The following is a 23202-nucleotide window of genomic DNA, read 5'->3' as shown; positions in this document are numbered from 1 at the left end:
AAGCCTCTTTGTTGAGGCTTTTTTACATATATAAGGGGAGGATTTTATGGATAAGCCATTTAAAACATTTGATGAACAGGTTGCGATTCTTAATGGTTTAGATGAACCTAATAAAAGAAAAAGGATGAATACAGACAGCAATACAAAATTTTATTTGATGAGAGATAACTATTACTCTATTATTAACTTTTATAAGGAGCCTTTTGTAATTGGAAAGGATGGAAATAATGAAGATATTTATTTTCCAAATGTACATTTTAATGAATTAAAAGCTCTTCATGATTTCGATGGGGAACTTAGAATATTATTTTTTAATTTTCTTACAAAAATAGAAAAATACTTTAAAACAGCCATTGCTTATTATTTTTCAGATTATTATGATAAAAATATCAAAGAAACATATTTAGATCCATCTAATTATATAGAAAGATTAAATGAGAAGGGAAAATCTGTACTTATTAAATTATATGGACATAAAATAAATAAAAGTAAAGAAATAATAAAGCATTATTCAATAAAAGACAATATTCCTTTTTGGATAACAATACATTTTTTAACATTAGGAAATATTTCAATATTATTTGATATTTTAGAACTTGATGTCAAGCAAAATGTAATGGAACATTTTAAAAAACTTTATAAGAATGATTATAATAGTTATCTGAATTTAAATATAAAAATTATAAGCACTTTTTTAAATGCTTGTTCATTGTTTAGAAATGTTGCGGCTCATAATGAAAGATTTTATAATTTTACTTTAAGAGGACATATTGCTGGACAAAAACCTTTGATAAATGGACGTGTTTTGAATAATCAGAAATTATTTACTTTGTATAGTGTTTTAAAAATTTTTTTGTCAAAAAATGATTATGAATATCTTACTTCTTCTTTAAAATATTTAGTAACAAAATTAGAAGATAAGTTAAATTCTATTAGTGTAAATGATATTTTGGATAGAATGGATTTTCCAGTGGATTGGCATAAACAATAAAATTCAAAAATAAAGAGGATTATTAGGAGGAATTGAAAAAGATGAAAAATTATAAAGAATTAGAAAAAATATTATTTTCAATGGATGGAAAAAGTTATTCGGCGTATAAGTCGCTTAAAGGGGAATATAGGTTTGAAAAGTATGTTCTTGCGATTGATCATGTGCAGTCAGATCCTTATGCTCCACCTTCAAAAATGAGAGTTATAATGGATAGGAAAATTTGCGGGATTCCTTATGAGCTGACAGATACGAAGGATAAGAATATTGCAGTTTCGGATTTTCTTACTAGAAATTTTTACAGGGAAATTCAGAAAAGTGGGAATGATAGTACAGGAACTGGGGAAAGTGGAAGAATTTTTATTGACAGATGCGGACAGGAAATTTTGGAAAGAACTTCAGTTCTCATAAAGGGAGATAAAGTTGAAGTGAGGTTTGAAATGGGGATGCCTGCCAGAGGAAGACGGATAATGGGAAAAGCCGCACAGAAAATTATTTTTGAGCAGCTGCCTGAAATTGTAGAGAAATCCATTATTTATGATAATTTGAATAAAAGAGCGCTAAATGAGCAGGTAATTCTAGTGCTGGATCAGGAATATGCAAGAAAAATATTGAAGGAAAAAGGGCTTGTTGCGTTTGTGGCTAATGATTCTGTGCTTCCACGTGAAAGTGGAGTTTCAGACAAGCCTATGAAAAATGCAGTTAAGTTTAAAAGTCCAGAAAAATTTGAGATTACGTTAAAACTTCCAAGTGGTAAAGAAGTAAGTGGAATGGGGATTCCAAAAGGAATTACGCTAATTGTGGGTGGAGGTTATCACGGAAAATCCACGTTACTTGCAGCACTTGAAAGAGGGGTTTACAATCACATTGCTCAAGATGGGCGAGAACTTATAATTTCTGAATCGGATGCGGTAAAAATACGTGCGGAAGATGGAAGAAATGTCGAAAAGGTGAATATAAGCGGATTTATCAATAACTTGCCACAAAATAAGGATACAAGGGCTTTTTCGACTGAAAATGCGAGTGGAAGCACATCGCAGGCGGCAAATGTGGCAGAAGCTCTGGAATATGGAACTTCTTTACTTCTGATAGATGAGGACACTTCGGCTACAAATTTTATGATCCGTGACGGAAGAATGCAAAAACTTGTGGCAAAGGAGAAAGAGCCGATAACACCGTTTATTGACAGGGTAAAGGAACTTTATGACAATTTTGGAGTTTCTACGATATTGATTGTTGGTGGATCTGGAGATTATTTTGATGTGGCAAATCACATTATAATGATGTATGAATATGTGCCAAAAGATGTGACAGAAAAAGCAAAAGAGATTGCAAAATCGGATGAAAATAAAAGGGAATTTTCTTCAAACGATAAATTTCAAGGAGTTACACAGCGAATTCCACTCAAAAAAAGTTTTTCGCAGTCAGGAAAACTGGATAAAACAAAAGCTAAAGGGAAATACAGCATTTTGTATGGAAAGGACTTAATCGACATTTCGGGGCTGGAGCAGCTTGTGGATGACAGCCAGACAAATTGCATTGCTGTAATGATTGACTATTTTAAAAATAAGGTGCTGGATGAAAAATTGACACTTTCGCAAGCGGCTGATAGGATTTATAAAAAGATTGAAAAGGACGGGCTTGATTCGATTTCTTCGTACACAGGGCATCCAGGAAATTTGGCATTGCCTAGAAAGCAGGAATTTTGTGGAGCGGTGAATAGGTATAGGAAGTTGAAAATAAAATAGTTTACTTTTAAATTTTTACTTTATTTAATAATTTTATCAATTAAATTTGAAATAAAAAATATTGTAGAGGAAGTGATGGCTATGAGAACGAAGGTATTGGTGTTTGTAGGTTTGTTTTTGGTAAGTGTGTTGGGAATTTCAGCTGAAATTACATTTAGGGATCAGGAAATGTATCATTCGTTTAGTGATCAATATTCATTAAATGCAAAAATTTTTGATTATGGGCAAAATATTGTTTCCATTGAAATTAATACTGAAGGAAAAGGGAAAAATATTCAAAATAAACAAATTGCTAAAGATACATTTAAAGTTTTTGCTAAAGGAACTTTGCCAAAGGACGCTGGAATTGTGCTAGACGATAAGACTAAATCATCGGGGACATTTGAAGTTGAGAGGGAAATTGAGAATATTTATGTGAATGACAAGGGAAATATTGTTATTAACTTGAAATATGGGAAAGATGTGGCTGGAGCGAATACTTTGAGTTATGTTACTGGGAATGTTTCACGGAATGTACTGATGGATTTGGAATATAAAGTGGAGCAAAAAAAGGAGATAAAGGGTTATAAAACAGGATTTTATAGACAAGGGAAAATTGTTGATGAGGAAGCTGATAAGTTTGTAGCGGCGAAGTCTAAAAGTGGAGTGAATTATCAATATTTTAAACCTGTTAATAAAGATGATGGGAAGAAACATCCGCTTATAATCTGGTTTCATGGGAATGGTGAAGGCGGATACAAGAATTATCGAAATAATGTTTCACAAAAATTGGCAAATCGTGGTGCAGTGGCTTTTGCAGAAGATAAAACACAAAAGATATTTGGCGGGGCTTATGTTGTGGCACCGCAGGCTGATGACACTTGGTACAATAATTATACCAAAGGGTACATAAAATCAGTGAAGGCTATGATTGATGAATTTGCTTCTGAAAATAATGTTGATAAAAATAGAATTTATGTTTTTGGAGCTTCTGCTGGTGGATATATGTCATTTAGAATGATGATTGAATATCCAGATTATTTTGCGGCATTTAGTACAAGTGCAGCTGCTCTTGATAAAGCGGCTACTTCTGGTGGAGTTGCAACTACTACACAGGATTTGATGAAAATAAGAAATAAACCGCTTTGGATGGTTCACGCACAAAATGATCCGACTATTTCCTACGAAAATACAAGTAAAAGAGTTTACGATGTTCTTTCAAAATATGGAGCAATACTTTCCTCTTATCCAAATGTAAAAATTCATGAAACTGAGTACAATGGACACTGGAGCTGGATTTATAGTCTTAGAAATATGCCTGTGAATAATAAAGGGGAACATTTGTTTGAGTGGATGGCAAAGCAACATTTGAAAAAATAAAAATTTTAGCTTACTAGAGATGTTAAAATGAAATGAAAAAGACTTGCTTGGAATAGTAAATTCTGAGTTTAGTCTTTTTTGTTTATAACTTTATTTTTGTACTATTTTCCGTTTAAATAGTAGAAATCAAAAAATTTATGAAATTAAAGTCATTTTTTTATAGGGCTATGCTATTGTATAATCTATGTAGCTATTAAAATATCCTTTAATTAAATTTAATTATTAATACTAAACCCCTTTTGAAAATAGGAATAAATTTTTATAATAGAATTGTTTAATAATTAATTCGTAATCTTTTAACTAAATTATTTTTTGGACATTTTATTAATAAATATTTTTTCATATTACTATGTTTTTTCTTTTTTGTTTTCGTAGGATTGCTCATTGCCGCAAATCCTACAACCTATGGCTAGTCTACGACATTTTTCTGCACTGACAAAAAACTCGCTATGCTCAGACAGTTTTGTTAGCACAGAAAAATGCTCCGACGGATTAACTTATACTAAAATCTGTTTAAAAAGTAAAAATTATGTTTTAATTATTTGAAAATATTAGGTTTATATCCTTTATTGAAAAAGTTTGTAATAAATTCGTTACTTAAATGGGGAATAGTATAAAATTATTCTCAATAATAATATTCGGTAAAAATTAATTTCTTGTATTTTAATAAAAAAAGCTTGATTCTAAAAAAATAACCATTGATTTTTACAACAACGGTTATCTAAAAATTCTAACTGTCTTCTTTTAGGTTATATTTTTTTACATAATCTTCCATCATTTTCACTGCTATTGGTCTATTAAACCTTCTCGCAAATTCAATTACTGTTAGTCCCCATTTATCTTTTACTAAAAGAGGAAGCCCTGGTTGAGAAAATATCAGTTGATACAATGGTAACATTTTCATTTCAGGAGTACCAGTGTTAAATAATTCTTTGAATGAAACTGTCTTTTCTCTTTTATGCATTACTGTTATATCCGCTCCTTTTTCCAATAATGTTTTACATAGTATCGTTGTTTTAACTATATCTTTACAGCAACGTGAAAATAGTGGAAAAAACAAGCTCATTCCATCTTCCGTCACTATTTTAACATCTGCTCCTTTATTTATAAGAAAATTTGCTATTCTATATCTTTCTTCTAATTTTGGATTGCATAATGCTGTGAAAAGTAAACTTCGTCCTGATGGACTTATTTCATTTTGATCTCCTTCTTTAAATATTTTTAAAAATTCTTCATATGTTCCCATATCTGCTGCTGAATAAATTGTCATAGCTTTGTCCTTTCTCTATTTTGTAGGTATTTTCATTTGTTGTTTTTGAATTATATTTTGTATATTATTTATATAATCTGGCTTATATTCTAATAATGGTACTGTTTTGTATTCTTTTCTACATCTTGCTTTAAACCTCCATTTATAAGCAACTTTCACTTTTTCTGTTCAGATTATTAAATATTTCTATAACTATATTTTAACAAACAGATTTCTTTTTAGCCATAACAAAAACCTCCAAATATTATACAGTTATTTTACCATATATTATTTAGAGGTTTACACAAAAATTTTTACACACCCATTCTAATATATACTTTTATAACAATGATTATTAAGTACTTTAATTTTCTTCTTCCAAATTATATTTCTTTACATAGTCTTCCATCATTTGTACTGCTATCGGTCTATTAGATCTTCTCGCAAATTCAATTACTGTTAATCCCCATTTATCCTTTACTAAGAGAGGAAGTCCTGGTTGAGAAAATATTAGCTGATATAGTGGTAACATTTCCATTTCAGGAGCACCAATATTAAATAATTCCTTGAAAGCAACCGTTTTCTCTTTCTTATATATTGTTGTTATATCCGCGCCTTTTTCCAATAATGTTTTACACAATATTGTTGTTTTTACTATATCTGTCCAACCATATGAGAATAATGGAAAAAATAAACTTATCCCATCTTCTGTTACTGCTTTAACATCAGCTCCTTTATTTATTAAAAAATTAGTAATTTCATAACGTGCAATGCTATTAGTATTTGCTAATGCATCAAATAAGATACTATCTCCTGATGCATCTCCAATTTTTTCATCTCCTTTTTTGAATATTTCTATAACATCTTTTAATGTTCCAAATCTTACTGCTGCCCATATTGTTTTATATTTTGACATTTTGATATCCCCTTCCTATTATTTTATAGGTATTTTCATTTGTTGTTTTTGAATTATATTTTCTGTATTATTTATATAATCGGGTTTAGATTCTAATATAGCAAAATTTTTCTAAAAATTTGATAATTTCTATTTTGCTTTTAAATAGTTTTTTCATAATTTATTCCTCTTGCTAGGAGATTTTGTTTTGTTATTATAGCATTATTGTATTATTTTTTCTATATATTCATTATAGAATAAGGAAATTGTTTTTATAGTCTTTTTAATATAAAAGATATATCTTTTAAAAATAAAGACTTGACTTTTATTAAAAATGAAAATATAATAATATTGAAAATAAGGAAAAGATATAGATAATTAGATATATGGAGGGATAGTAATGGCAAAATTGAAATTTCCAGATAATTTCTGGTGGGGATCGGCTACTTCGGGGCCACAGAGTGAGGGGAGATTTAATAAGAAGAGCAGAAATATATTTGACTACTGGTTTGATACGGATAAGAAGGCGTTTTTTGATGGTGTAGGGCCTGATGTGGCTTCAAATTTTTATAACAGTTTTAGGGAAGATATAAGACTTTATAAGGAGATTGGGCTTAATTCATTAAGAACGTCGATTCAATGGACACGGCTCATAAAGGATTTTGAAACTGGGGAAGTTGATGAGGATGGAGTGAGATTTTATACAGAGGTTATAGAGGAATTTGAGAAAAATGGGATTACTCTTGTACTGAATTTGTTCCATTTTGATATGCCAATAGAATTGCAGGAAAAATATGGTGGCTGGGAATCAAAGCATGTGGTTGAATTGTTTGTAAAATATGCCAGAAAAGCATTTGAACTGTTTGGGAACAAGGTAAAATACTGGACAACATTTAATGAGCCTATAGTGCCTGTGGAGGCACAATATATGTATCAATTCCATTATCCGCTGATTGTGGATGGAAAAAAAGCTATGCAGGTTTTGTATAATACGGCACTTGCTTCGGCAAAGGTAATTGGGGAATTTAGGAAAATAGAATCGTTGAAAAAAGATGGGAAAATAGGAGTAATTTTGAATTTGACGCCATCGTATCCAAGAAGTGAAAATGAAGAGGATGTAAAGGCTGCGAAAATATCAGATGCATTTTTTAACAATTCATTTTTAGATCCTGCGATTTATGGTAAATTTCCTGAATTGCTGACAGATATATTGGAAAAGGATGGAGTTTTGTGGGAAAGTACAGAAGAGGAACTAAAAATTATTGCAGAAAATACAGTTGACTTTCTGGGAGTGAATTATTATCAGCCTAGAAGAATAAAGACAAGAGAAACAGAGTTTGATATTTCTAAAAATGGGTGGCTGCCTGATAAATATTTTGAAAATTATGATATGCCAGGGAAAAGAATGAATATTTACAGAGGATGGGAAATTTATCCGCAGGCGATTTATGATATTGCTAAAAATATTCAGGATAACTATAAAAATATAAAATGGTTTATTTCAGAAAATGGAATGGGTGTCGAAGGTGAAGAAAAATTTAAGAATGAACAGGGGATAATTGAAGATGACTATAGAATAGATTTTTTTAGGGAACATCTGACACATCTTCATAGAGCAATAGAAGAAGGCTCAAACTGCTTTGGCTACCACACTTGGACACCGATAGACTGCTGGTCTTGGACAAATGCCTACAAGAACAGATACGGATTTATCTCGGTAGATTTGCCAACACAAATAAAAACGATAAAAAAATCAGGATACTGGATAAAGAAAGTTTCTGAAACTAACGAAATTGATAGTTGGGATATTTAAATTTAAGTAAAATATCTATAACTTCTGAGTTTTAGCTTTAAAGTGTTTTTACTATAAATTTATACGATTTTGAAAAATAATAAAAAATAGAAATTATATTTGAGGTGAAAAAATGGAAAGAACTTTTAAGGAAAAATTATCTGAAAAATTAATGAGTTTTGCGGGAATTATTGGGAAAAATATTTATTTGCTTAGTTTAAGGGATGCTTTTATGCTTTCATTTCCGCTTACAATGTTTGGTTCAATTTTGCTTGTTGTAACAAACTTTCCCGGGTTTAGCGAAAAGGCTAGGGAAGGGCTTGGAGCTCTGATGGGACATTCGATAGAAAGCTCAATGCTGCTTATGTCGATATTTGTAAGCATAGGGATTGGTTATTATCTGTACTTGTATAAAAATCCGAAGAGAACGCAGGATGCAATATATTCTGGGGCTGTAGCGCTCGTATCATTTTTTATAGTAACGCCTTTTTCAGTCATTATTTGGACTTCCTGTAATATTGAATCCTATACTTGCAATACCGTGGATACTGGGATCACCAATAACAATTTCAATTGCCTATTTTGCAACAAAAATTGGATTAATGCCTAGAACAACGGGAGTGGCGGTACCATGGACTATGCCTCTTGGAATAAGCGGAACGCTTGCAACAAATTCAATTATGGGGGGAGTAGTGCAAATAGTGGGATTTGTTGTAATGGTGCTTTTATGGATACCGTTTATACTGTATTCCCAAAAGCAGTATGAAGAAGAAAAAAGAAAAAATGAAAATGAAGCGAAAGAGAAAGAATAGTTATTAAAAATTATGGGCTATGTTATTTGAACAAATATAGTCCATTTTTTCTCCGTTCCACTTTTTTACAATATTGACTTTAAAGGATAAATATCTTATAATGAAAAAAATTACTCAAGGAGATGAAAGACAATGTTAAAATACAGGGAAATTGCTCAGGAATTAAGAAATAAAATAATAAATGGAGATTATATTCCAAATGAAAAGCTTCCAAATGAAAAGGAAATGTGTGAAAAATACAAGGCAAGCAGGATTACCGTAAAAAAGCCATGGATTTACTGGTTTCAGAAGGGCTGATAATAAAAAGGAGAGGTTCTGGAACATTTGTAAAGGACATGAGGGATGACGATGCAATAGAAATCGCCATGAAAAAGCAGTTTATGGGATTTAAGGCAACTCATGGAAGTAAAAAGGTTACATCTGACATTATAAAGTTCAAAGTTATCCCGGCTTCAGCCGAAATAGCCGAAAAATTAAAAATAGAAAGAAATGATTTTGTCTATTATATTGAAAGAGTGCGTTACTTAAACGACGAACCTTGTGTTATCGAATACACCTATATGCCAATATCTACAATCAAAGGGTTAAAAGAGAATGTGTTAAAGGATTCTATTTATGAATATATAGAAAACACATTAAATTTAAGCATTCAAAGTGCACATAGGGTAATAAAGGCGGATTTACCAACGGATCTGGAAAAAAAGTATTTAAGAATCAAGGAGCCGATTCCTATTCTGGAAGTTGAACAAGTCGCTTTTCTATCAAACGGACAAATTTTTGAATATTCAAAATCGCGACATAGAGGGGATAAAACAGAAATAAAAATGATAGAAGTGAGATAATTATAAAAATTAAATTATGTATAATAAAAATCTTTTAAAATTAAGTTTAAAAGTTGTGAATATGCTGCTTAAAATTTAGGTTTATATAATTTTTACCGGTTCATTTTTAAATAGAGCTGGGTATAAGATAAATTCTTTTAGAAAAATTTGAAAAAAAAATAAAAATATATTGAAAAAATGCTCTTCAAATGATATAATTTTATAATGTAAACAATTATGAAAAAAATGTTAAATTAGATAGGAATTTGGAGAAATTTTATGAATAAGAGCGAAGTGTTTCAAAGCTTCTTTAACAAGGAAAAAATATCGGATTTTGAGATAAATAAAGTTTCGATTAATTCGAAGGAACTTGATAAAAATGATGTTTTTGTCGCTATCAGGGGCGGGAACAATTTTGTTAATGAAGCATTGGAAAAAGGGGCTTTGGCTGTTTATGACAGTGAAGCTGTGCAAATTGATGAAAAATATGCCAATCGTGCATTTTTTGTAAAGGACAGTGTTGAATTTTTGCAGAATTTTGCTAGGGAGTGGCGAAAGAATTTAGATATAAAAGTAATAGGAATTACGGGGAGCAACGGGAAAACGACTGTAAAGGACATGATTTACCACTTGCTTTCACAAAAATATAAAGGGAAAAAGACTGAAGGGAATTACAATAATCATATTGGACTGCCCTTCACTTTGTTGCGTGCTGAAAAAGATGATGAGTTTATCATTCTGGAAATGGGAATGAGCGGCTTTGGGGAAATTGATCTGTTGGGTCAGATTGCGTTGCCTGATATTAATGTCATTACCAACATTGGTGAATCACATCTGGAATTTTTGAAAACGAAGGAAAATGTTTTTCTAGCAAAGACGGAGATTATTCCGTATATCAAAAATACGCTTGTAATCAATGGCGACGATGAGTATTTAAAAAATATCAAAGCCGAAAATATTGAAGTTGTAAGAGCCTTGAATCTGGAAAGTAATGAGTTTAAGGAGAAAACGTCTGATTTTTATTATGGGGACGTTCATTTTAACGAAAGCGGAACTGAATTTTTTCTAAAATATTTTGGAAAAATTTGTCAAAGCACGGTTGAAAGAAATTATAAGACGAATGTTCTGGGAGAACATAATGTATTAAACTTAGTTATGGCAATTGCTGTGGCTAAACAGTTCGGAATGGAAGATAAAGTAATCGGTGAAGCTGTGAAAAATATTGGCTTGACTGGAATGCGGTTTCAAATAATTGAAAGCGGCAGTACAACATATATTAATGACGCCTATAATGCAAGTCCAATGTCTATGGAGAAGTCACTTGAAACATTTTCCCAAATATATAACGACAGGTTAAAAGTCGTGGTTCTGGGGGATATGCTGGAACTGGGAGAAAACGAGCTTGAACTTCATAGCGACATTTTTAATACAATAAAAAATATAAAATTTGACAAGCTTTATTTGTTTGGAAAAAGAATGAAAAGTCTATTTGAAAAAATAAAGGAAAATGTGGACAATGGGAATTCAGAAAATGAAAATTTGAAAAATAAGGAATTTGGACATTTTGATGAAAAGGAAGAGATAAAAGAAAAAATAAGACAGATTTCAAAAGAAAAGGTAGTGCTGTTAAAAGCATCACGGGGAATGAGATTAGAAGAAATCATAGAAAAATAAATATTTTAAATGAAGAAAGGAGAAGAGTTTTTTATTACTGCATAATTTGTTTGAGTATGGATTATTGAGTAAAAAAATTCTACAATAAGGAATGTTATATTTACTGCAAGAGTTATTTATAAATAACTGGAGAGTTTTACGTGTTTTTAAATCAATAATGTTGAGGGCATCTGTGGCGTTTATGATCGGGTTTTTGTTTATGCTGATTTTGGGTAAGCCGTTCATTGCCTGGCTTAAAAAGAAAAAATATGGAGATACAGCAAGGGAGGAAGGGCCTAAATCACATTTTGACAAGTCGGGAACGCCTACAATGGGAGGGCTTTTAATAATTGGCGCAATTTTATTTGCAACTGCCATCGCTGGTAATTTCACAAATAAATTTATTGTATTTCTGTTTATAATTACAATTTTATTTACGACAATTGGGTTTTATGATGATTATTTGAAATTAACAAGACATAAAAGCGGACTTTCTGGAAAGAAAAAAATATTGGGACAGCTTATCATTACAGCATTGACATTTTTGTTTGTATATAAATTTGGACTGGTTAATAAAACGGTTGATTTTTCAATAGTAAATCCATTATTTAAAAATTCATATTTATATATAACGCCTATTTTATTTTTCATATTTATGGGATTTGTAATTATTGGCTCTTCAAATGCGGTAAACTTGACAGACGGGCTGGACGGACTTGTAAGTGGGCCAATAATTGTAGTAAGTATTACGCTTCTTATAATAACATATTTGACAGGACACCATAATTATGCAAAATATTTAAATCTGTATCATATTCCAGAAGTATCAGAAATAACAGTTTACCTAGCTTCGGTAATAGGTGCGTTAATTGGTTTTTTATGGTACAATTTTTATCCGGCGCAAGTATTTATGGGAGATACTGGCTCTCTGACACTGGGAGGAATTTTAGGAATTATCGTTATTTTCATAAAACAGGAATTGTTATTGCCAATTGCTGGATTTATATTTATTATGGAGGCCTTGTCAGTTATGATTCAAGTCTGGCATTTTAAAACTTTTGGAAAACGGGTATTCAAGATGGCTCCAATTCACCATCACTTTGAACTACTAGGGCTTCCTGAAACAAAAGTTACAATAAGATTCTGGATTGTTTCAATAATGACATGTCTATTAACATTTGTAATTTTGAAATTAAGATAAATAATAAAGCAGGGGATTTTTCCCCTGCAAACTAATTTTAAATTTTATCTTTGAGTATTTAACTAAGTAATTTTTCTAACGTAAGGGCATCAAACGCCATGCCCTCTTTCGCAATAACGGTTATTTTAACATTGTATAATTGACTACTGCTTAGACAAGCGGGGATTAGTGCGTAGCACTTTCGCCAAAATCTTCAGATGCTATAATTTGAAGAAATTGAAATAACTAATATTGCGAAATAAAAGGGGATGGCGACTGTTCCCCTTTGCGTTGAAATAAAAAATAACATAAAAAATAAAAGAAATAATATTTATTAACAATAATTTACTTTTATAAAAAATAATTTAGTTGAGTACTTAAGAATTTGGAATTTAGAAATATAAAATAAATAATAGAAAGAGGAAAAAATCACATGGATAAAAAGGGAATTGTATTTGGTGCTGGGTTAAGCGGGCTTGGCGCTAAGGAACTGCTGGAAAAAAATGGATATGAAGTATATTTGATAGATGACAAGGCTGCGATGCCGTCAGCAGAGGGAATTAGACTTTTGAATGAGGAAAAAATTGAATTTATAGTAAAAAGTCCAGGGATTCCTTGGAAGGCGGAACTTCTGAAAGTTGCAAAGGAAAAGGGTATTAAGATTATTTCAGAAATTGATCTGGCTTATAAATATGTGGATAAAAATATAAAAATTATTTCGTTTACTGGGACAAATGGAAAAACTACAACATCTACTAAAATGGCAGAATTACTTAACTTTGCTGGATTTCGTGCAAAACTTGCTGGAAATGCAGGTTTTTCATTTGCAAAACTGGTGGCTGATGAGGAAGAGCTGGATTATATTGTGTTGGAGCTTAGCAGCTACCAATTGGAAAATAATCCGCAAATTCATTCAAATATCGCCGGGATAATTAATTTGACGCCAGATCATCTGACACGGTATGATACGGTGGAAGATTACTATATTACAAAGTTTGCGATTTTTGATAAGCAGACAGAAAATGATTTTGCGCTGATTAATCTGGATGATGAAGTTTTTGCAAAGCTATATGAACGAAGCGGGATAAAGGAGAAAATAAAGGCTCAAAAGGTGTATTTGAGTACAGAGGCAAAGGGAACAGTTTTTGTTTATGAAAATAATATCCGTGTAATGAAGGATTTGAATAAACGGATTGATGAAATTCAGAATTTTGGTGAAAAAATTGATGAAATTTCAGAAATTTTGTTAAAAACTGAAGAATTGTCATTAAAGGGTAGACATAATTTGGAAAATATGTTATTTTTGATAAGTTCGGCGAAAATATTGAATGTGGAAAATGAAAAATTAGTGAAATTTTTAAAATCGACAACTGCGCTTGAGCATAGACTGGAAAACTTTTTTGTAAAAGAAAATACGACGTTTATCAATGACTCTAAGGGTACAAATGTAGAATCAACATTAAAGGCGATTGATTCGTTTAATAATTCTATTATTATGATTTTAGGAGGAGATGATAAGAAAATTGATAATATGCCTCTGATTGAGAGAGTTAAGGAAAAAGTTGACTTTGTTTACCTGATTGGGGATAATGCTCAGATTTTGATTAATGATATGGAAAAAATTGGGTATAAAAATTATAAGAATTTGGAAACAGTTGAAAATGTGCTGAATTGTCTGAAGGGAAATTTAGATTTTTCAAAAAACCAGACAGTGCTGTTTTCACCTGCGACATCAAGTTTTTGCCAATTTAAAAGCTTTGAGCATAGAGGAAAAGTGTTTAAGGAATTGACACAAAAAATTATAGGAAAATAATTTTTATTTTTTGGAAAAATGTAATTTAGGAGAAAAAAGTGAATAGTAAAAAAATATTGGGAACGAGTTTTATAATTATAATTATAATGCTTTCAGCATTGAGTCTTATAACGATAGCAAGTCTCAGTTTTCCAAAAGGGCAAAAGGAATATGGAAAAAGCTATTATTTTTTAATGCGTCAGGCAATGTGGCTAGTTGTAGGATGGGGGCTGTTTGCATTTACAGCCAATGTAAATTATAAGAAGTATAAGGATATAGCGAAGTATTTATACGTTATAGGGGCTTTCGGGCTTATATTGGTGCTGCTGGCGGGAAAAACGGTAAATGGAGCAAAACGCTGGATTGATCTGCAAATAATACTGCTTCAGCCTTCAGAATTTGCTAAATTATTTTTAATTATTACGTTATCAACGCTTGCTTATATATTTAAGACACGAAATAAAATAAAAAAATTTCCTAAGATAACAAGTGGAATTATGATGATAAGTTCATTTATATATATGTTTCTTATTTTATTTGAAAAGGCATTTAGCAGTACGGCGCAAATTACAATAATAGCATTGACTTATTTATTCATTGCGGAAGTAAAATTTTCAATAATTTCGACTTATTCAGCAATAATTGGAATCGGAGGATGGCTTGCGATAACAAAGGTTGGATATAGGGTAAACAGGCTTGTTGAATATAAATCTAAAGACGGCGGAGGGCAGACCGCAGAATCGCTGATTGCCATAGCGAATGGAAAAGTTAGCGGAAGATTTTATGGAAATGGGCTGCAGAAATATAATTTTTTGCCGGAAATACATACAGATTATGTTTTTTCAGGATTTGCTGAGGAAAATGGATTTTTGGGAGTCTTGTTTTTATTGGGATTATATGCGGCCTTGTTAATTATAATAGGGATTGCATTGAGAAAAATAAAGGATTTGTATGCAAAATATCTATTAAGCGGCATTTTTATAATGTTTGCCACCCAGATAATTGGAAATGTAGCGGTTGCAAGCCAGCTGATACCTTCTACAGGGATTCCTCTTCCGATGATGAGTTACGGCGGAAGCACAATGATAGTAGTTATGATGACTTTAGGAATTGTTTATAATATATTGCGGGCGCTATACAGGCAGGAAATGGGAAGAAACCTTGATAAACTGCGGGAAATGGATTATATGATGTAGAAATAAAATAAATTTTGAATAATAAATAAAAACGAGAGGGAAAATAAAAAATGGAAAAGGTAGTATTTACTACAGGAGGAACAGGCGGACATATTTATCCAGCCTTGTCAATCGCAAAAAAAGTTAGGAAAAAGGGCATAGATACGCTATTTATCGGAACAAAGCACAGAATGGAAAAGGATATTGTCCCAAATGAAAATTTTAGGTTTGTTGGGCTGGATATACTGCCGTTAAGAAGTATAAAATCAGGATTTAAAATGATAACTGCAACGGCAGGCGCAATAAAACTGTTAAAAAAGGAAAAGCCTGCAAAAATTATAGCGTTTGGAAACTATATAACAATACCGGTGCTAATAGCGGCTAATGTGCTACGAATACCGTATTATTTACAGGAACAGAATCACACAATGGGGCAGGCCAACAAATGGTTTTACAAAGGTGCAAAAAAGGTATTTATCGCTTTTGAAAATACACTTGAAGGCATCAAGGAAAAATATAAAAGAAAATTTGTTGTGACTGGAAATCCGCTGAGGGAAGAGTTTTACGGGAAAAATAAACAGGAGGAAAGACGAAAGCTTGGAATAAAGGATGATGAAAGAGTCGTTCTTGTAATTGGTGGAAGTCTTGGTGCTAAGAATATAAACGAGGCAATTTTGAAAAAATGGAAAACGATAATGGAAGACAAGAGAATACGATTGTTCTGGGCGACAGGAAAAGATAACTATGAAGCATCAACTTACAGAATAAGAGATTTTGGAACAGCGGTGGTTGAGCCATATTTTGAAAATGTTCCAGAATTGATGGCAGCTTCCGATATTGTAATCTGCCGTGCGGGAGCTTTGACTATTTCTGAACTTATCCAGCTTGAAAAACCGTCAGTATTGATTCCATACGACTTTGTCGGACAAAAGGAAAATGCAGATGTGCTGGAGTATGCAAATGGTGCAAAAATATTTACAAACGAAACAGCAGAAAAAGCGATAGACGAAGCATTATCAATAGTGCGACAGGCATCAATGCTGGAATTTATGAGTGAAAATGTAAAAACCTTGAAAAAAGGCAATTCAGCAGAAATAATAGTAAAAGAAATGGGAATTTGAATAAATAAACTAACAACAAGAAAAGAAAATTTGGAGGAGAAATGCTAACAAAAGTAAATAACGTATATTTTAGCGGAATAAACGGAATTGGAATGAGCGGACTTGCAAAAATTCTGGCATCGGACGGATTTAATGTGGCAGGTTCAGATTTGGAAAGAAAGCCTGTAACTAAAGATATGGAAGATATGGGAATAAAAGTTTACATAGGGCAAGTGGAAGAAAATGTAAAGGATAAAGGGATAGATTTATTTGTATATTCAACTGCAATAAGAGAAACAAACCCTGAATACAAATATATTGTTGATAATAATATAAAAAAAATAAAAAGAGGGGAGCTGCTTGCTGAAATAATGAATAGATTTGATGGAATCGCTGTGGCAGGAACTCACGGAAAGACTACTACAAGTTCAATGATGAGCGTGGCACTTTTGGAAAAGGAGCCGTTTATAGTGGTAGGAGGAATTATTCCAGAAATAAGCAGTAACAGTCAGATTGGGAACTCAGAATATTTTATTGCCGAAGCTGATGAAAGTGACAATTCATTTTTATACATAAAACCAAAATATTCTGTTGTAACAAATGTGGAGGCTGATCATTTGGATCATCACGGAACTTTTGAAAATATAAAGAAATCATTTGAGCAGTTTATCGACAGTACCGAAAAAATTGCTGTTCTTTGCATGGATACTGTTGGAAAAGTTGGGCTTAATATAAAAAATAAAAATGTGGTCTGGTATAGCATAAAAGATGAAACGGCTGATATTTACGCCAAAAATATAAGAGTGGAGGATGGAATAACAAGTTTTGAAGTTGTGAAAAAAGGTGAAGATTTGGGCACATTCAGCTTGAGCATTCCAGGAGATCATAATGTTTCAAATTCACTTCCGGTAATTTATTTTGCCCATGAATTTAACTGCAATATGAAAAAAGTAAAGGAAAGAATCTTAAAATTTAAAGGCGCAAACAGAAGATACCAAGTTATTTACGATAATAATTTGAGATTAATTGACGACTATGCACATCATCCAACAGAAGTGAAAGTAACAATCAATGCGGCACATAATACTGAAAAAGGCAAAGTAACTGTAATTTTCCAGCCTCACAGATACAGCCGCACAAAATTTTTCTTTGATGATTTCGTAACTTCATTAAAAGACGCTGATGACTTGATTTTACTTCCAATATATGCAGCAAGCGAGGATAACACTTACGGTGTAACTTCAGAATTGCTTGCAGAAAAAATCGGAGGAAATGTCAGGGTGCAAACTCAGGAAGAAATAGAAGACATTATAAAAAATGATAGAAATAGTGGAAATACTTATGTATTTATGGGAGCTGGAAGCGTATCAAGAGTGGCTCATGAGATTGCAAATGACTTGAAAAAGATGGAAATTGATGGTTAGAATAAATAATATTGTAGAATAACTGATACAATAACGCTTATACAAAGATTCATAGAAAGTGAGAGTAAAATAAAAAATGGAAATAATAAAAAATGCCAAGATGAAGGAATATTCAAATATGAAAGTTGGCGGAACGGCAAAAGAGCTTATTTTCATAGATGACAAAAATGAATTAAAAGAAGTTTTACAAACCAGAAATAATATTTTCCTTTTAGGAAATGGAACAAATACCCTTATTAATGACGGAAATTTGGATATAAGCTTTTTGTCATTGAAAAGGTTAAAAAATATAACAGTTGAGGAAAAAGTTGAAAACGGGGAAAAAGAGGACAGCTATGATTTGGTAAGAGTGGAAGCTGGACTGGATCTGGACGATTTAATAGATTTTATGGAAAAACATAATTATTCAGGACTGGAAAATATTACGGGCATTCCAGGATCTGTTGGCGGACTTGTAAATATGAATGGTGGAGCTTACGGAACAGAAATTTTTGACTGCATTGAAGAAGTGGAAGTCTGTAAAAATAACGGAGAAATTGTAAAAATTAGGACAGCAGACTTGAACTTTAAATACAGAACTACTGAGATAAAGGAAAACAAATGGATTGTAGTTTCTGCCCTTTTCAAATTTGGGTTCGGATTTGACAAGGCTGCTTCAGAAGATAAGAGGGAACAGAGAAAAGCAAAGCATCCGCTAGACTTGCCTAATTTAGGAAGTACATTTAAAAATCCAGAAGGGACATTTGCGGCAAGACTTATTTCTGATGCTGGTTTAAAGGGGTATAGAGTTGGAGATGCGGCAGTTTCGCCAAAACATCCAAATTTTATAACAAATTTAGGAAATGCCACTTTTAATGACGTTATTTCTGTTATTGAACATGTAAAGGAAACTGTCTTTGAAAAATCTGGAGCAAAGCTGGAAACAGAAATAGTAATACTGAAAGGTTGATTTCAAATCAGATATCAATGAACAAGCCTAAGCATTTGAACTTAGTTTTTGATTAATTTTATCATAAATTTAAATAAATTTATTTAATATGTTGAATAAAATCAAAAAAAAGTGTATAATAATAGAAAAAACGGAGTTTGAATATGAAAAAGTCAGTTAAGGTATTAATTTTATTATTTTTATTGGCGGGAATGATGTTTTTTGGTAAAAGATTTGTAGATACGGATTATTTTAAAATTCAGGAAGTTCTAATAGAAGGGCATTCAAAATTGTTAAAGCAGGATATAGCTGTTCAGTTGGAACAGATGAAAGGTAAAAATATTGTGTATCTAAACACCAATGAAATTGAAAATCTTATAAAAACCGATGTGAGAGTAAAAAAAGTATCGGTAAAAAAACTTTTTCCAAGCAAAATAAAGGTAATTCTGGAAGAAAGGGAGCCTTATGCGTATGTGAAAAAGGGAGATAAAACACTTTTAGCAGATAAAGATTTAAATATATACGGTGATATTTTAGAAGATCCTTCAAAAAATATTCCTGTAATAGATTACACAAGTGATGAAAGTTTAAATCAAATAAAAACAATACTTTCTAAAATAAAAAATAAAGACTTTTATGCTATGATTTCAGAAATACGGCAATCTGAAAAAAATTATGAAATAATACTTAATAATAATGTAAAAATTATAACAGATACTTTAGTAACGGAAAAAAAATATAATGATGCATATAAACTGTACGAAAAGATAAAAAAAGAAAGACCCGTAACTTCTATGGATTTGAGATTTATAGATATTGTTGTGAAATAATACTGTGTGTTAAAATAAGAGAAAGGAGAAGCTACTTTAATTAAGTTATAGTAATCTTAAGTAGCAAAGAAAAAATGGATAACTTTAGTAATGCAGCGAAACTGAAAGTAGTGGGAGTAGGTGGAGCTGGTGGAAATGCAATAAACGATATGATTGAAAGTAATATAACGACTGTTGATTTTATAGCGATAAATACAGATCAGCAGGATTTAGATAGATCAAAAGCACCTATAAAAGTTCTTTTAGGGCGAGGAATGGGGGCTGGAGCGGATCCTGAAAAAGGGAGGATTGCGGCAAAGGAATCAGAAGAAAAAATAAAAGAAGTGCTAGAAGGAACAGATATGCTGTTCATAACTGCTGGAATGGGTGGTGGAACAGGTACAGGAGCATCTCCAATAATTGCTGAAGTTGCAAAAGCAATGGGAATTTTAACTGTAGCAATTGTTACAAAGCCATTTGGATTTGAAGGGCCATTAAAGAAAAATAATGCTGCAGTTGGAATTGATAATTTAAGAGAAAATGTGGACACATTAATTGCCATTCCAAATGACAGGCTTTTTGAAATACCAGGAATGAATATTTCATTGATGAATGCCTTTAAAGAAGCGAATAGCGTTTTGAAAATGGGAATAAAAGGGATTTCTGACTTGATTACAAAACAAGGGATTGTAAACTTGGATTTTGCAGATGTAAAATCCATTATGCAAAACTCAGGAATTGCAATGTTAGGATTTGGAGAGGCAAATGGCGATGAAAAAGCTAAGAGTGCAACAGCACAGGCATTAAACAGCCCATTGCTGGAAAAATCCATTGAAGGAGCAAGAAAAATCTTGATAAACGTTACAGCTGGGCCGGATATTGGGTTACAGGAAATACAGGAAGTTGCTCAGACAATCGCAGAAAAAGCAGGGCATGATAAGGCTAACTTATTATGGGGATACATTATGGAGCCTGAACTGGAAGGCACAATAAGCGTGTCACTGGTAGCGACAGATTTTCAGGAAGAATTTTTAACAACTAATCCAGAAGAAGCTTCAAGAACAATTAGGTTTGCACCGGAAGAAGAAAAAGCAGACGTAGAAAATAAAGTGGAAGAAGCTGATGAAGAAAATAATTATCAAAATGAAGAAGATGGTTACGAAGAAGACAAAGAAGAGGATGATAATTTTGTATTGCCGCCATTTTTTGAAGAGTAATCAAAAAACAAGCCTAATGCAAAGAAAGTTATTTTAAAACAATTTATTATAAAAATACAAACTATTTAGCGGATAATCTTAAATAGTTTTATTTTTGTCTATTCAAATTTTGAAAAAAAGAAGACGGTATAAATAATTTTGAAAATGGCTTGATTTTGTTAGTTTTTTTTGTTATAATTATATAACCTGCTCTATTTATGGAAGTAGGGCTAAAAAGCCATAGGAAAGGAGAAAGAAATGAGAAATTACGAAATTATGTTTATTTTGTCTACACAATTGACAGATGAAGAAAAACAGGCTGGAGTTGCATTTGTAGAAAATACATTGACAGCCGCTGGAGCAACTGAAGTTAAGACAGAAATCTGGGGAGATAGAAAATTAGCTTACCCAATCAAGAAAAAAGAAAATGGATATTATGTTTTAACAACATTCCAGGCAGATGGGACTAAGTTTACTGAAATTGAAGCAAAATTAAACATTAACGAATCACTTTTGAAATACATGATTGTTAAAAATGATTAATTTTAAATAACTTAAGTTATAAGAGGGTTAATGCTTATAAATTAAATTTGAGGTTTTGTTATTTTAAATTTTAAAAATAAATATAAAAATTAGGGGGAAAAATTATGAATGTAGTAATACTGATGGGAAGAATGACAAGAGATCCTGAGTTAAAATATACTTCAGGAGGAAAGGCGTTTGCAAATTTTTCATTAGCTGTGCAAAAAACAAGAGATGAAGTGGAGTTTATTGACTGTACTGTCTGGGAGAAAACCGCAGAAACAATTGCCGAATATTTTAGAAAAGGTAACAGAATTCTTGTACAGGGACGTTTGAGCGTAAGCAGTTACGAACAGAACGGTGAAAAAAGAAGAATGACAAGAGTTGTTGTAAACAGCTTTGAATTTGTTGAAAGTGCAGGAAGTTCTGGAAATAGTGGAGGTTACCAGCAAAACAAATCTTTTAGCAGCAATAACAGCAAACCGGTACAAAATGATACTTTTGATAACGATAATGATGACATGGATGACGATGAAGAGTTTCCATTTTAATAACAGTTAAGTAAATTTTATAATAAAAAATAAAATTTGCTATAAAAGTTTTAGGAGGTGCAAATTAATGAGAGCTAAACCAGTTACAGAATTTAAAAGAAGAAAAAGACGTCCAAAAGTTAAATTTAAAGTAGAAGATATTAATTATAAAAACGTTGAACTGTTAAAAAACTTTATGAATGATAAAGGAAAAATCTCTCCAGCGAGAGTAACAGGATTAGAAGCTAAAGTTCAAAGAAAAATTGCCAAAGCAATCAAAAGAGCTAGACAAATCGCTTTAATGCCTTACACAAAAATTGAAAAATAATAAGTTTTTGTTTTTATAAATTTTTAAGACTATTTAAGATGAGTATAACTTATTTTTAGATAGTCTTTTTTTTTGAAAAAATATGGAAAAATTAAGAATAATATTGTATAATGTATAAAATTGCTTCAAAATTGTATTGCTACAAATAAAGAATTGATTACTGTAATAAATTTTAGGCTGATTCGGTTTTGGAGAAGTTTAAGTATATAAAATTAGGTGGTAGTAAAAATGTTGAATAAAAGTAGAGTTGTATTTTTGCTTTTTTTATTTATTTTTATGATGAGTTGTGACAAAAAGGAGAGTCAGGAGAAAAAGAAAAATTCAGAAAATATACAGAATAAAGCTGCACAGGAAAATATTTTTTCAAATAATTCAATTGAAAAAATAATTGAAACTTTTTCTAAAAAGTCTAAAGATAATAAAATAAGTATTGGAGATTTTGAAAAATTGGCGTATGAAAACAAGAACTACTATTATGCTAAAATCCATTCAAAGGGAGATGCTATTTATGCGTTGGATTACAGCGGAATAAGTGCTACAAGCATATTTTTAAAGGTAGGAAAGGTGGATGGGGCTAATCTTGCAATAATTGAAAATATGGTAATTAATCTGATACAAGTATCTGATGAAAACATCAAGGAAGCTGAAGCAAGAGCAATTTATACAAAAATCTTGGCGAATTTGGGAGATAAGGAACTGTCAAGCTTACTGACATATACAAATGGGATAACTTATGGAATCCAGATAGACTCTGTAACAAGTGAATTTATATTTTATGCAAGGGAATCAGAAACTGAAAATACTGTAACAAGTATTCAAAATTTAAATTTTAAAAATAATGATGAAAAAAATACTAAAGTGGCAGTAAACTTGAAATAAAAGCAATAATTTAAGAAATAAA

Annotated in this window: 23 protein-coding genes; 21 read left to right on the top strand and 2 right to left on the bottom strand. The window is 31.5% G+C overall.

Going from position 1 to position 23202, the window contains the following annotated elements:
• Window positions 1-46 precede the first annotated feature (46 nt).
• From HW275_RS05875 to HW275_RS05865, 3 genes are all read left to right on the top strand, one after another.
• Complete coding sequence (locus HW275_RS05875; protein WP_178935661.1) at window positions 47-991, top strand: Abi family protein; 945 nt, start codon at window positions 47-49, stop codon at window positions 989-991.
• Between the two features lie 41 nt (window positions 992-1032).
• Window positions 1033-2736, top strand: a complete 1704-nt coding sequence (locus HW275_RS05870; RefSeq protein WP_178935660.1) for an ABC-ATPase domain-containing protein — start codon at window positions 1033-1035, stop codon at window positions 2734-2736.
• Window positions 2737-2817: 81 nt separating this feature from the next.
• Window positions 2818-4095 (top strand): prolyl oligopeptidase family serine peptidase, encoded by a 1278-nt coding sequence (locus tag HW275_RS05865; protein WP_255460025.1) that lies wholly within the window; start codon window positions 2818-2820, stop codon window positions 4093-4095.
• Window positions 4096-4825: 730 nt separating this feature from the next.
• Here the strand turns inward: HW275_RS05865 and HW275_RS05860 are convergent.
• Window positions 4826-5365 (bottom strand): ankyrin repeat domain-containing protein, encoded by a 540-nt coding sequence (locus HW275_RS05860; protein WP_178935658.1) that lies wholly within the window; start codon window positions 5363-5365, stop codon window positions 4826-4828.
• Window positions 5366-5708: 343 nt separating this feature from the next.
• Window positions 5709-6260 carry an ankyrin repeat domain-containing protein gene (locus HW275_RS05855; protein ID WP_178935657.1) on the bottom strand — a complete coding sequence of 184 codons (552 nt, stop codon included), beginning with the start codon at window positions 6258-6260 and terminating at the stop codon, window positions 5709-5711.
• Between the two features lie 379 nt (window positions 6261-6639).
• On the opposite strand from HW275_RS05855, the gene HW275_RS05850 reads away from it, so the two are divergent.
• From HW275_RS05850 to HW275_RS05775, 18 genes are all read left to right on the top strand, one after another.
• Window positions 6640-8052, top strand: coding sequence for a glycoside hydrolase family 1 protein (locus HW275_RS05850; RefSeq protein ID WP_178935656.1), 1413 nt, complete (start codon window positions 6640-6642; stop codon window positions 8050-8052).
• Window positions 8053-8164: 112 nt separating this feature from the next.
• Window positions 8165-8641 carry a PTS transporter subunit EIIC gene (locus HW275_RS05845; protein ID WP_218975103.1) on the top strand — a complete coding sequence of 159 codons (477 nt, stop codon included), beginning with the start codon at window positions 8165-8167 and terminating at the stop codon, window positions 8639-8641.
• The gene (locus HW275_RS12270) at window positions 8634-8843 is read left to right on the top strand and encodes a hypothetical protein (protein WP_218975102.1); all 210 of its coding nucleotides are present in this window, start codon (window positions 8634-8636) and stop codon (window positions 8841-8843) included. Before HW275_RS05845 ends, HW275_RS12270 begins: the two co-directional genes overlap by 8 nt.
• A gap of 132 nt (window positions 8844-8975) precedes the next feature.
• Window positions 8976-9140, top strand: coding sequence for a GntR family transcriptional regulator (locus HW275_RS12265; protein WP_021747195.1), 165 nt, complete (start codon window positions 8976-8978; stop codon window positions 9138-9140).
• Window positions 9113-9685, top strand: coding sequence for a GntR family transcriptional regulator (locus HW275_RS05840; RefSeq protein ID WP_218975101.1), 573 nt, complete (start codon window positions 9113-9115; stop codon window positions 9683-9685). The genes HW275_RS12265 and HW275_RS05840 overlap by 28 nt, the downstream gene beginning before the upstream one ends.
• A 258-nt stretch (window positions 9686-9943) precedes the next feature.
• The gene (gene murF / locus HW275_RS05835) at window positions 9944-11338 is read left to right on the top strand and encodes a UDP-N-acetylmuramoyl-tripeptide--D-alanyl-D-alanine ligase (protein WP_178935655.1); all 1395 of its coding nucleotides are present in this window, start codon (window positions 9944-9946) and stop codon (window positions 11336-11338) included.
• Window positions 11339-11429: 91 nt separating this feature from the next.
• Window positions 11430-12518, top strand: a complete 1089-nt coding sequence (mraY, locus tag HW275_RS05830; RefSeq protein ID WP_178935654.1) for a phospho-N-acetylmuramoyl-pentapeptide-transferase — start codon at window positions 11430-11432, stop codon at window positions 12516-12518.
• 412 nt (window positions 12519-12930) lie between these two features.
• Window positions 12931-14310, top strand: a complete 1380-nt coding sequence (gene murD / locus HW275_RS05825; RefSeq protein ID WP_178935653.1) for a UDP-N-acetylmuramoyl-L-alanine--D-glutamate ligase — start codon at window positions 12931-12933, stop codon at window positions 14308-14310.
• A 38-nt stretch (window positions 14311-14348) separates the two neighbouring features.
• Window positions 14349-15485, top strand: coding sequence for an FtsW/RodA/SpoVE family cell cycle protein (locus HW275_RS05820; protein WP_178935652.1), 1137 nt, complete (start codon window positions 14349-14351; stop codon window positions 15483-15485).
• 50 nt (window positions 15486-15535) lie between these two features.
• Window positions 15536-16585 carry an undecaprenyldiphospho-muramoylpentapeptide beta-N-acetylglucosaminyltransferase gene (murG, locus tag HW275_RS05815; RefSeq protein ID WP_178935651.1) on the top strand — a complete coding sequence of 350 codons (1050 nt, stop codon included), beginning with the start codon at window positions 15536-15538 and terminating at the stop codon, window positions 16583-16585.
• Window positions 16586-16626: 41 nt separating this feature from the next.
• Window positions 16627-17988 (top strand): UDP-N-acetylmuramate--L-alanine ligase, encoded by a 1362-nt coding sequence (murC, locus tag HW275_RS05810; protein ID WP_178935650.1) that lies wholly within the window; start codon window positions 16627-16629, stop codon window positions 17986-17988.
• A 76-nt stretch (window positions 17989-18064) separates the two neighbouring features.
• The gene (gene murB, locus HW275_RS05805; RefSeq protein WP_178935649.1) at window positions 18065-18937 is read left to right on the top strand and encodes a UDP-N-acetylmuramate dehydrogenase; all 873 of its coding nucleotides are present in this window, start codon (window positions 18065-18067) and stop codon (window positions 18935-18937) included.
• A gap of 143 nt (window positions 18938-19080) precedes the next feature.
• Window positions 19081-19746, top strand: a complete 666-nt coding sequence (locus HW275_RS05800; protein ID WP_178935648.1) for a cell division protein FtsQ/DivIB — start codon at window positions 19081-19083, stop codon at window positions 19744-19746.
• 74 nt (window positions 19747-19820) lie between these two features.
• A complete protein-coding gene (gene ftsZ, locus HW275_RS05795; RefSeq protein WP_178935647.1) occupies window positions 19821-20942 on the top strand; it encodes a cell division protein FtsZ in 1122 nt (373 codons plus the stop codon).
• A gap of 237 nt (window positions 20943-21179) precedes the next feature.
• Window positions 21180-21464 (top strand): 30S ribosomal protein S6, encoded by a 285-nt coding sequence (rpsF, locus tag HW275_RS05790; protein ID WP_178935646.1) that lies wholly within the window; start codon window positions 21180-21182, stop codon window positions 21462-21464.
• A gap of 104 nt (window positions 21465-21568) precedes the next feature.
• Window positions 21569-21994 (top strand): single-stranded DNA-binding protein, encoded by a 426-nt coding sequence (locus HW275_RS05785; RefSeq protein WP_178935645.1) that lies wholly within the window; start codon window positions 21569-21571, stop codon window positions 21992-21994.
• A gap of 67 nt (window positions 21995-22061) precedes the next feature.
• Window positions 22062-22301: a 30S ribosomal protein S18 gene (gene rpsR / locus HW275_RS05780; RefSeq protein WP_006806119.1), complete on the top strand. Its 240-nt coding sequence runs from the start codon at window positions 22062-22064 to the stop codon at window positions 22299-22301.
• A 228-nt stretch (window positions 22302-22529) separates the two neighbouring features.
• Window positions 22530-23180, top strand: a complete 651-nt coding sequence (locus tag HW275_RS05775) for a lipoprotein (RefSeq protein WP_178935644.1) — start codon at window positions 22530-22532, stop codon at window positions 23178-23180.
• Window positions 23181-23202 lie beyond the last annotated feature (22 nt).

The sequence above is a fragment of the Leptotrichia sp. oral taxon 223 genome, assembly GCF_013394795.1.
Lineage (GTDB): Bacteria > Fusobacteriota > Fusobacteriia > Fusobacteriales > Leptotrichiaceae > Leptotrichia.
The sequence above is the reverse complement of the archived record's forward strand: the minus strand, read 5'-3'. Positions and strand labels throughout refer to the sequence as shown.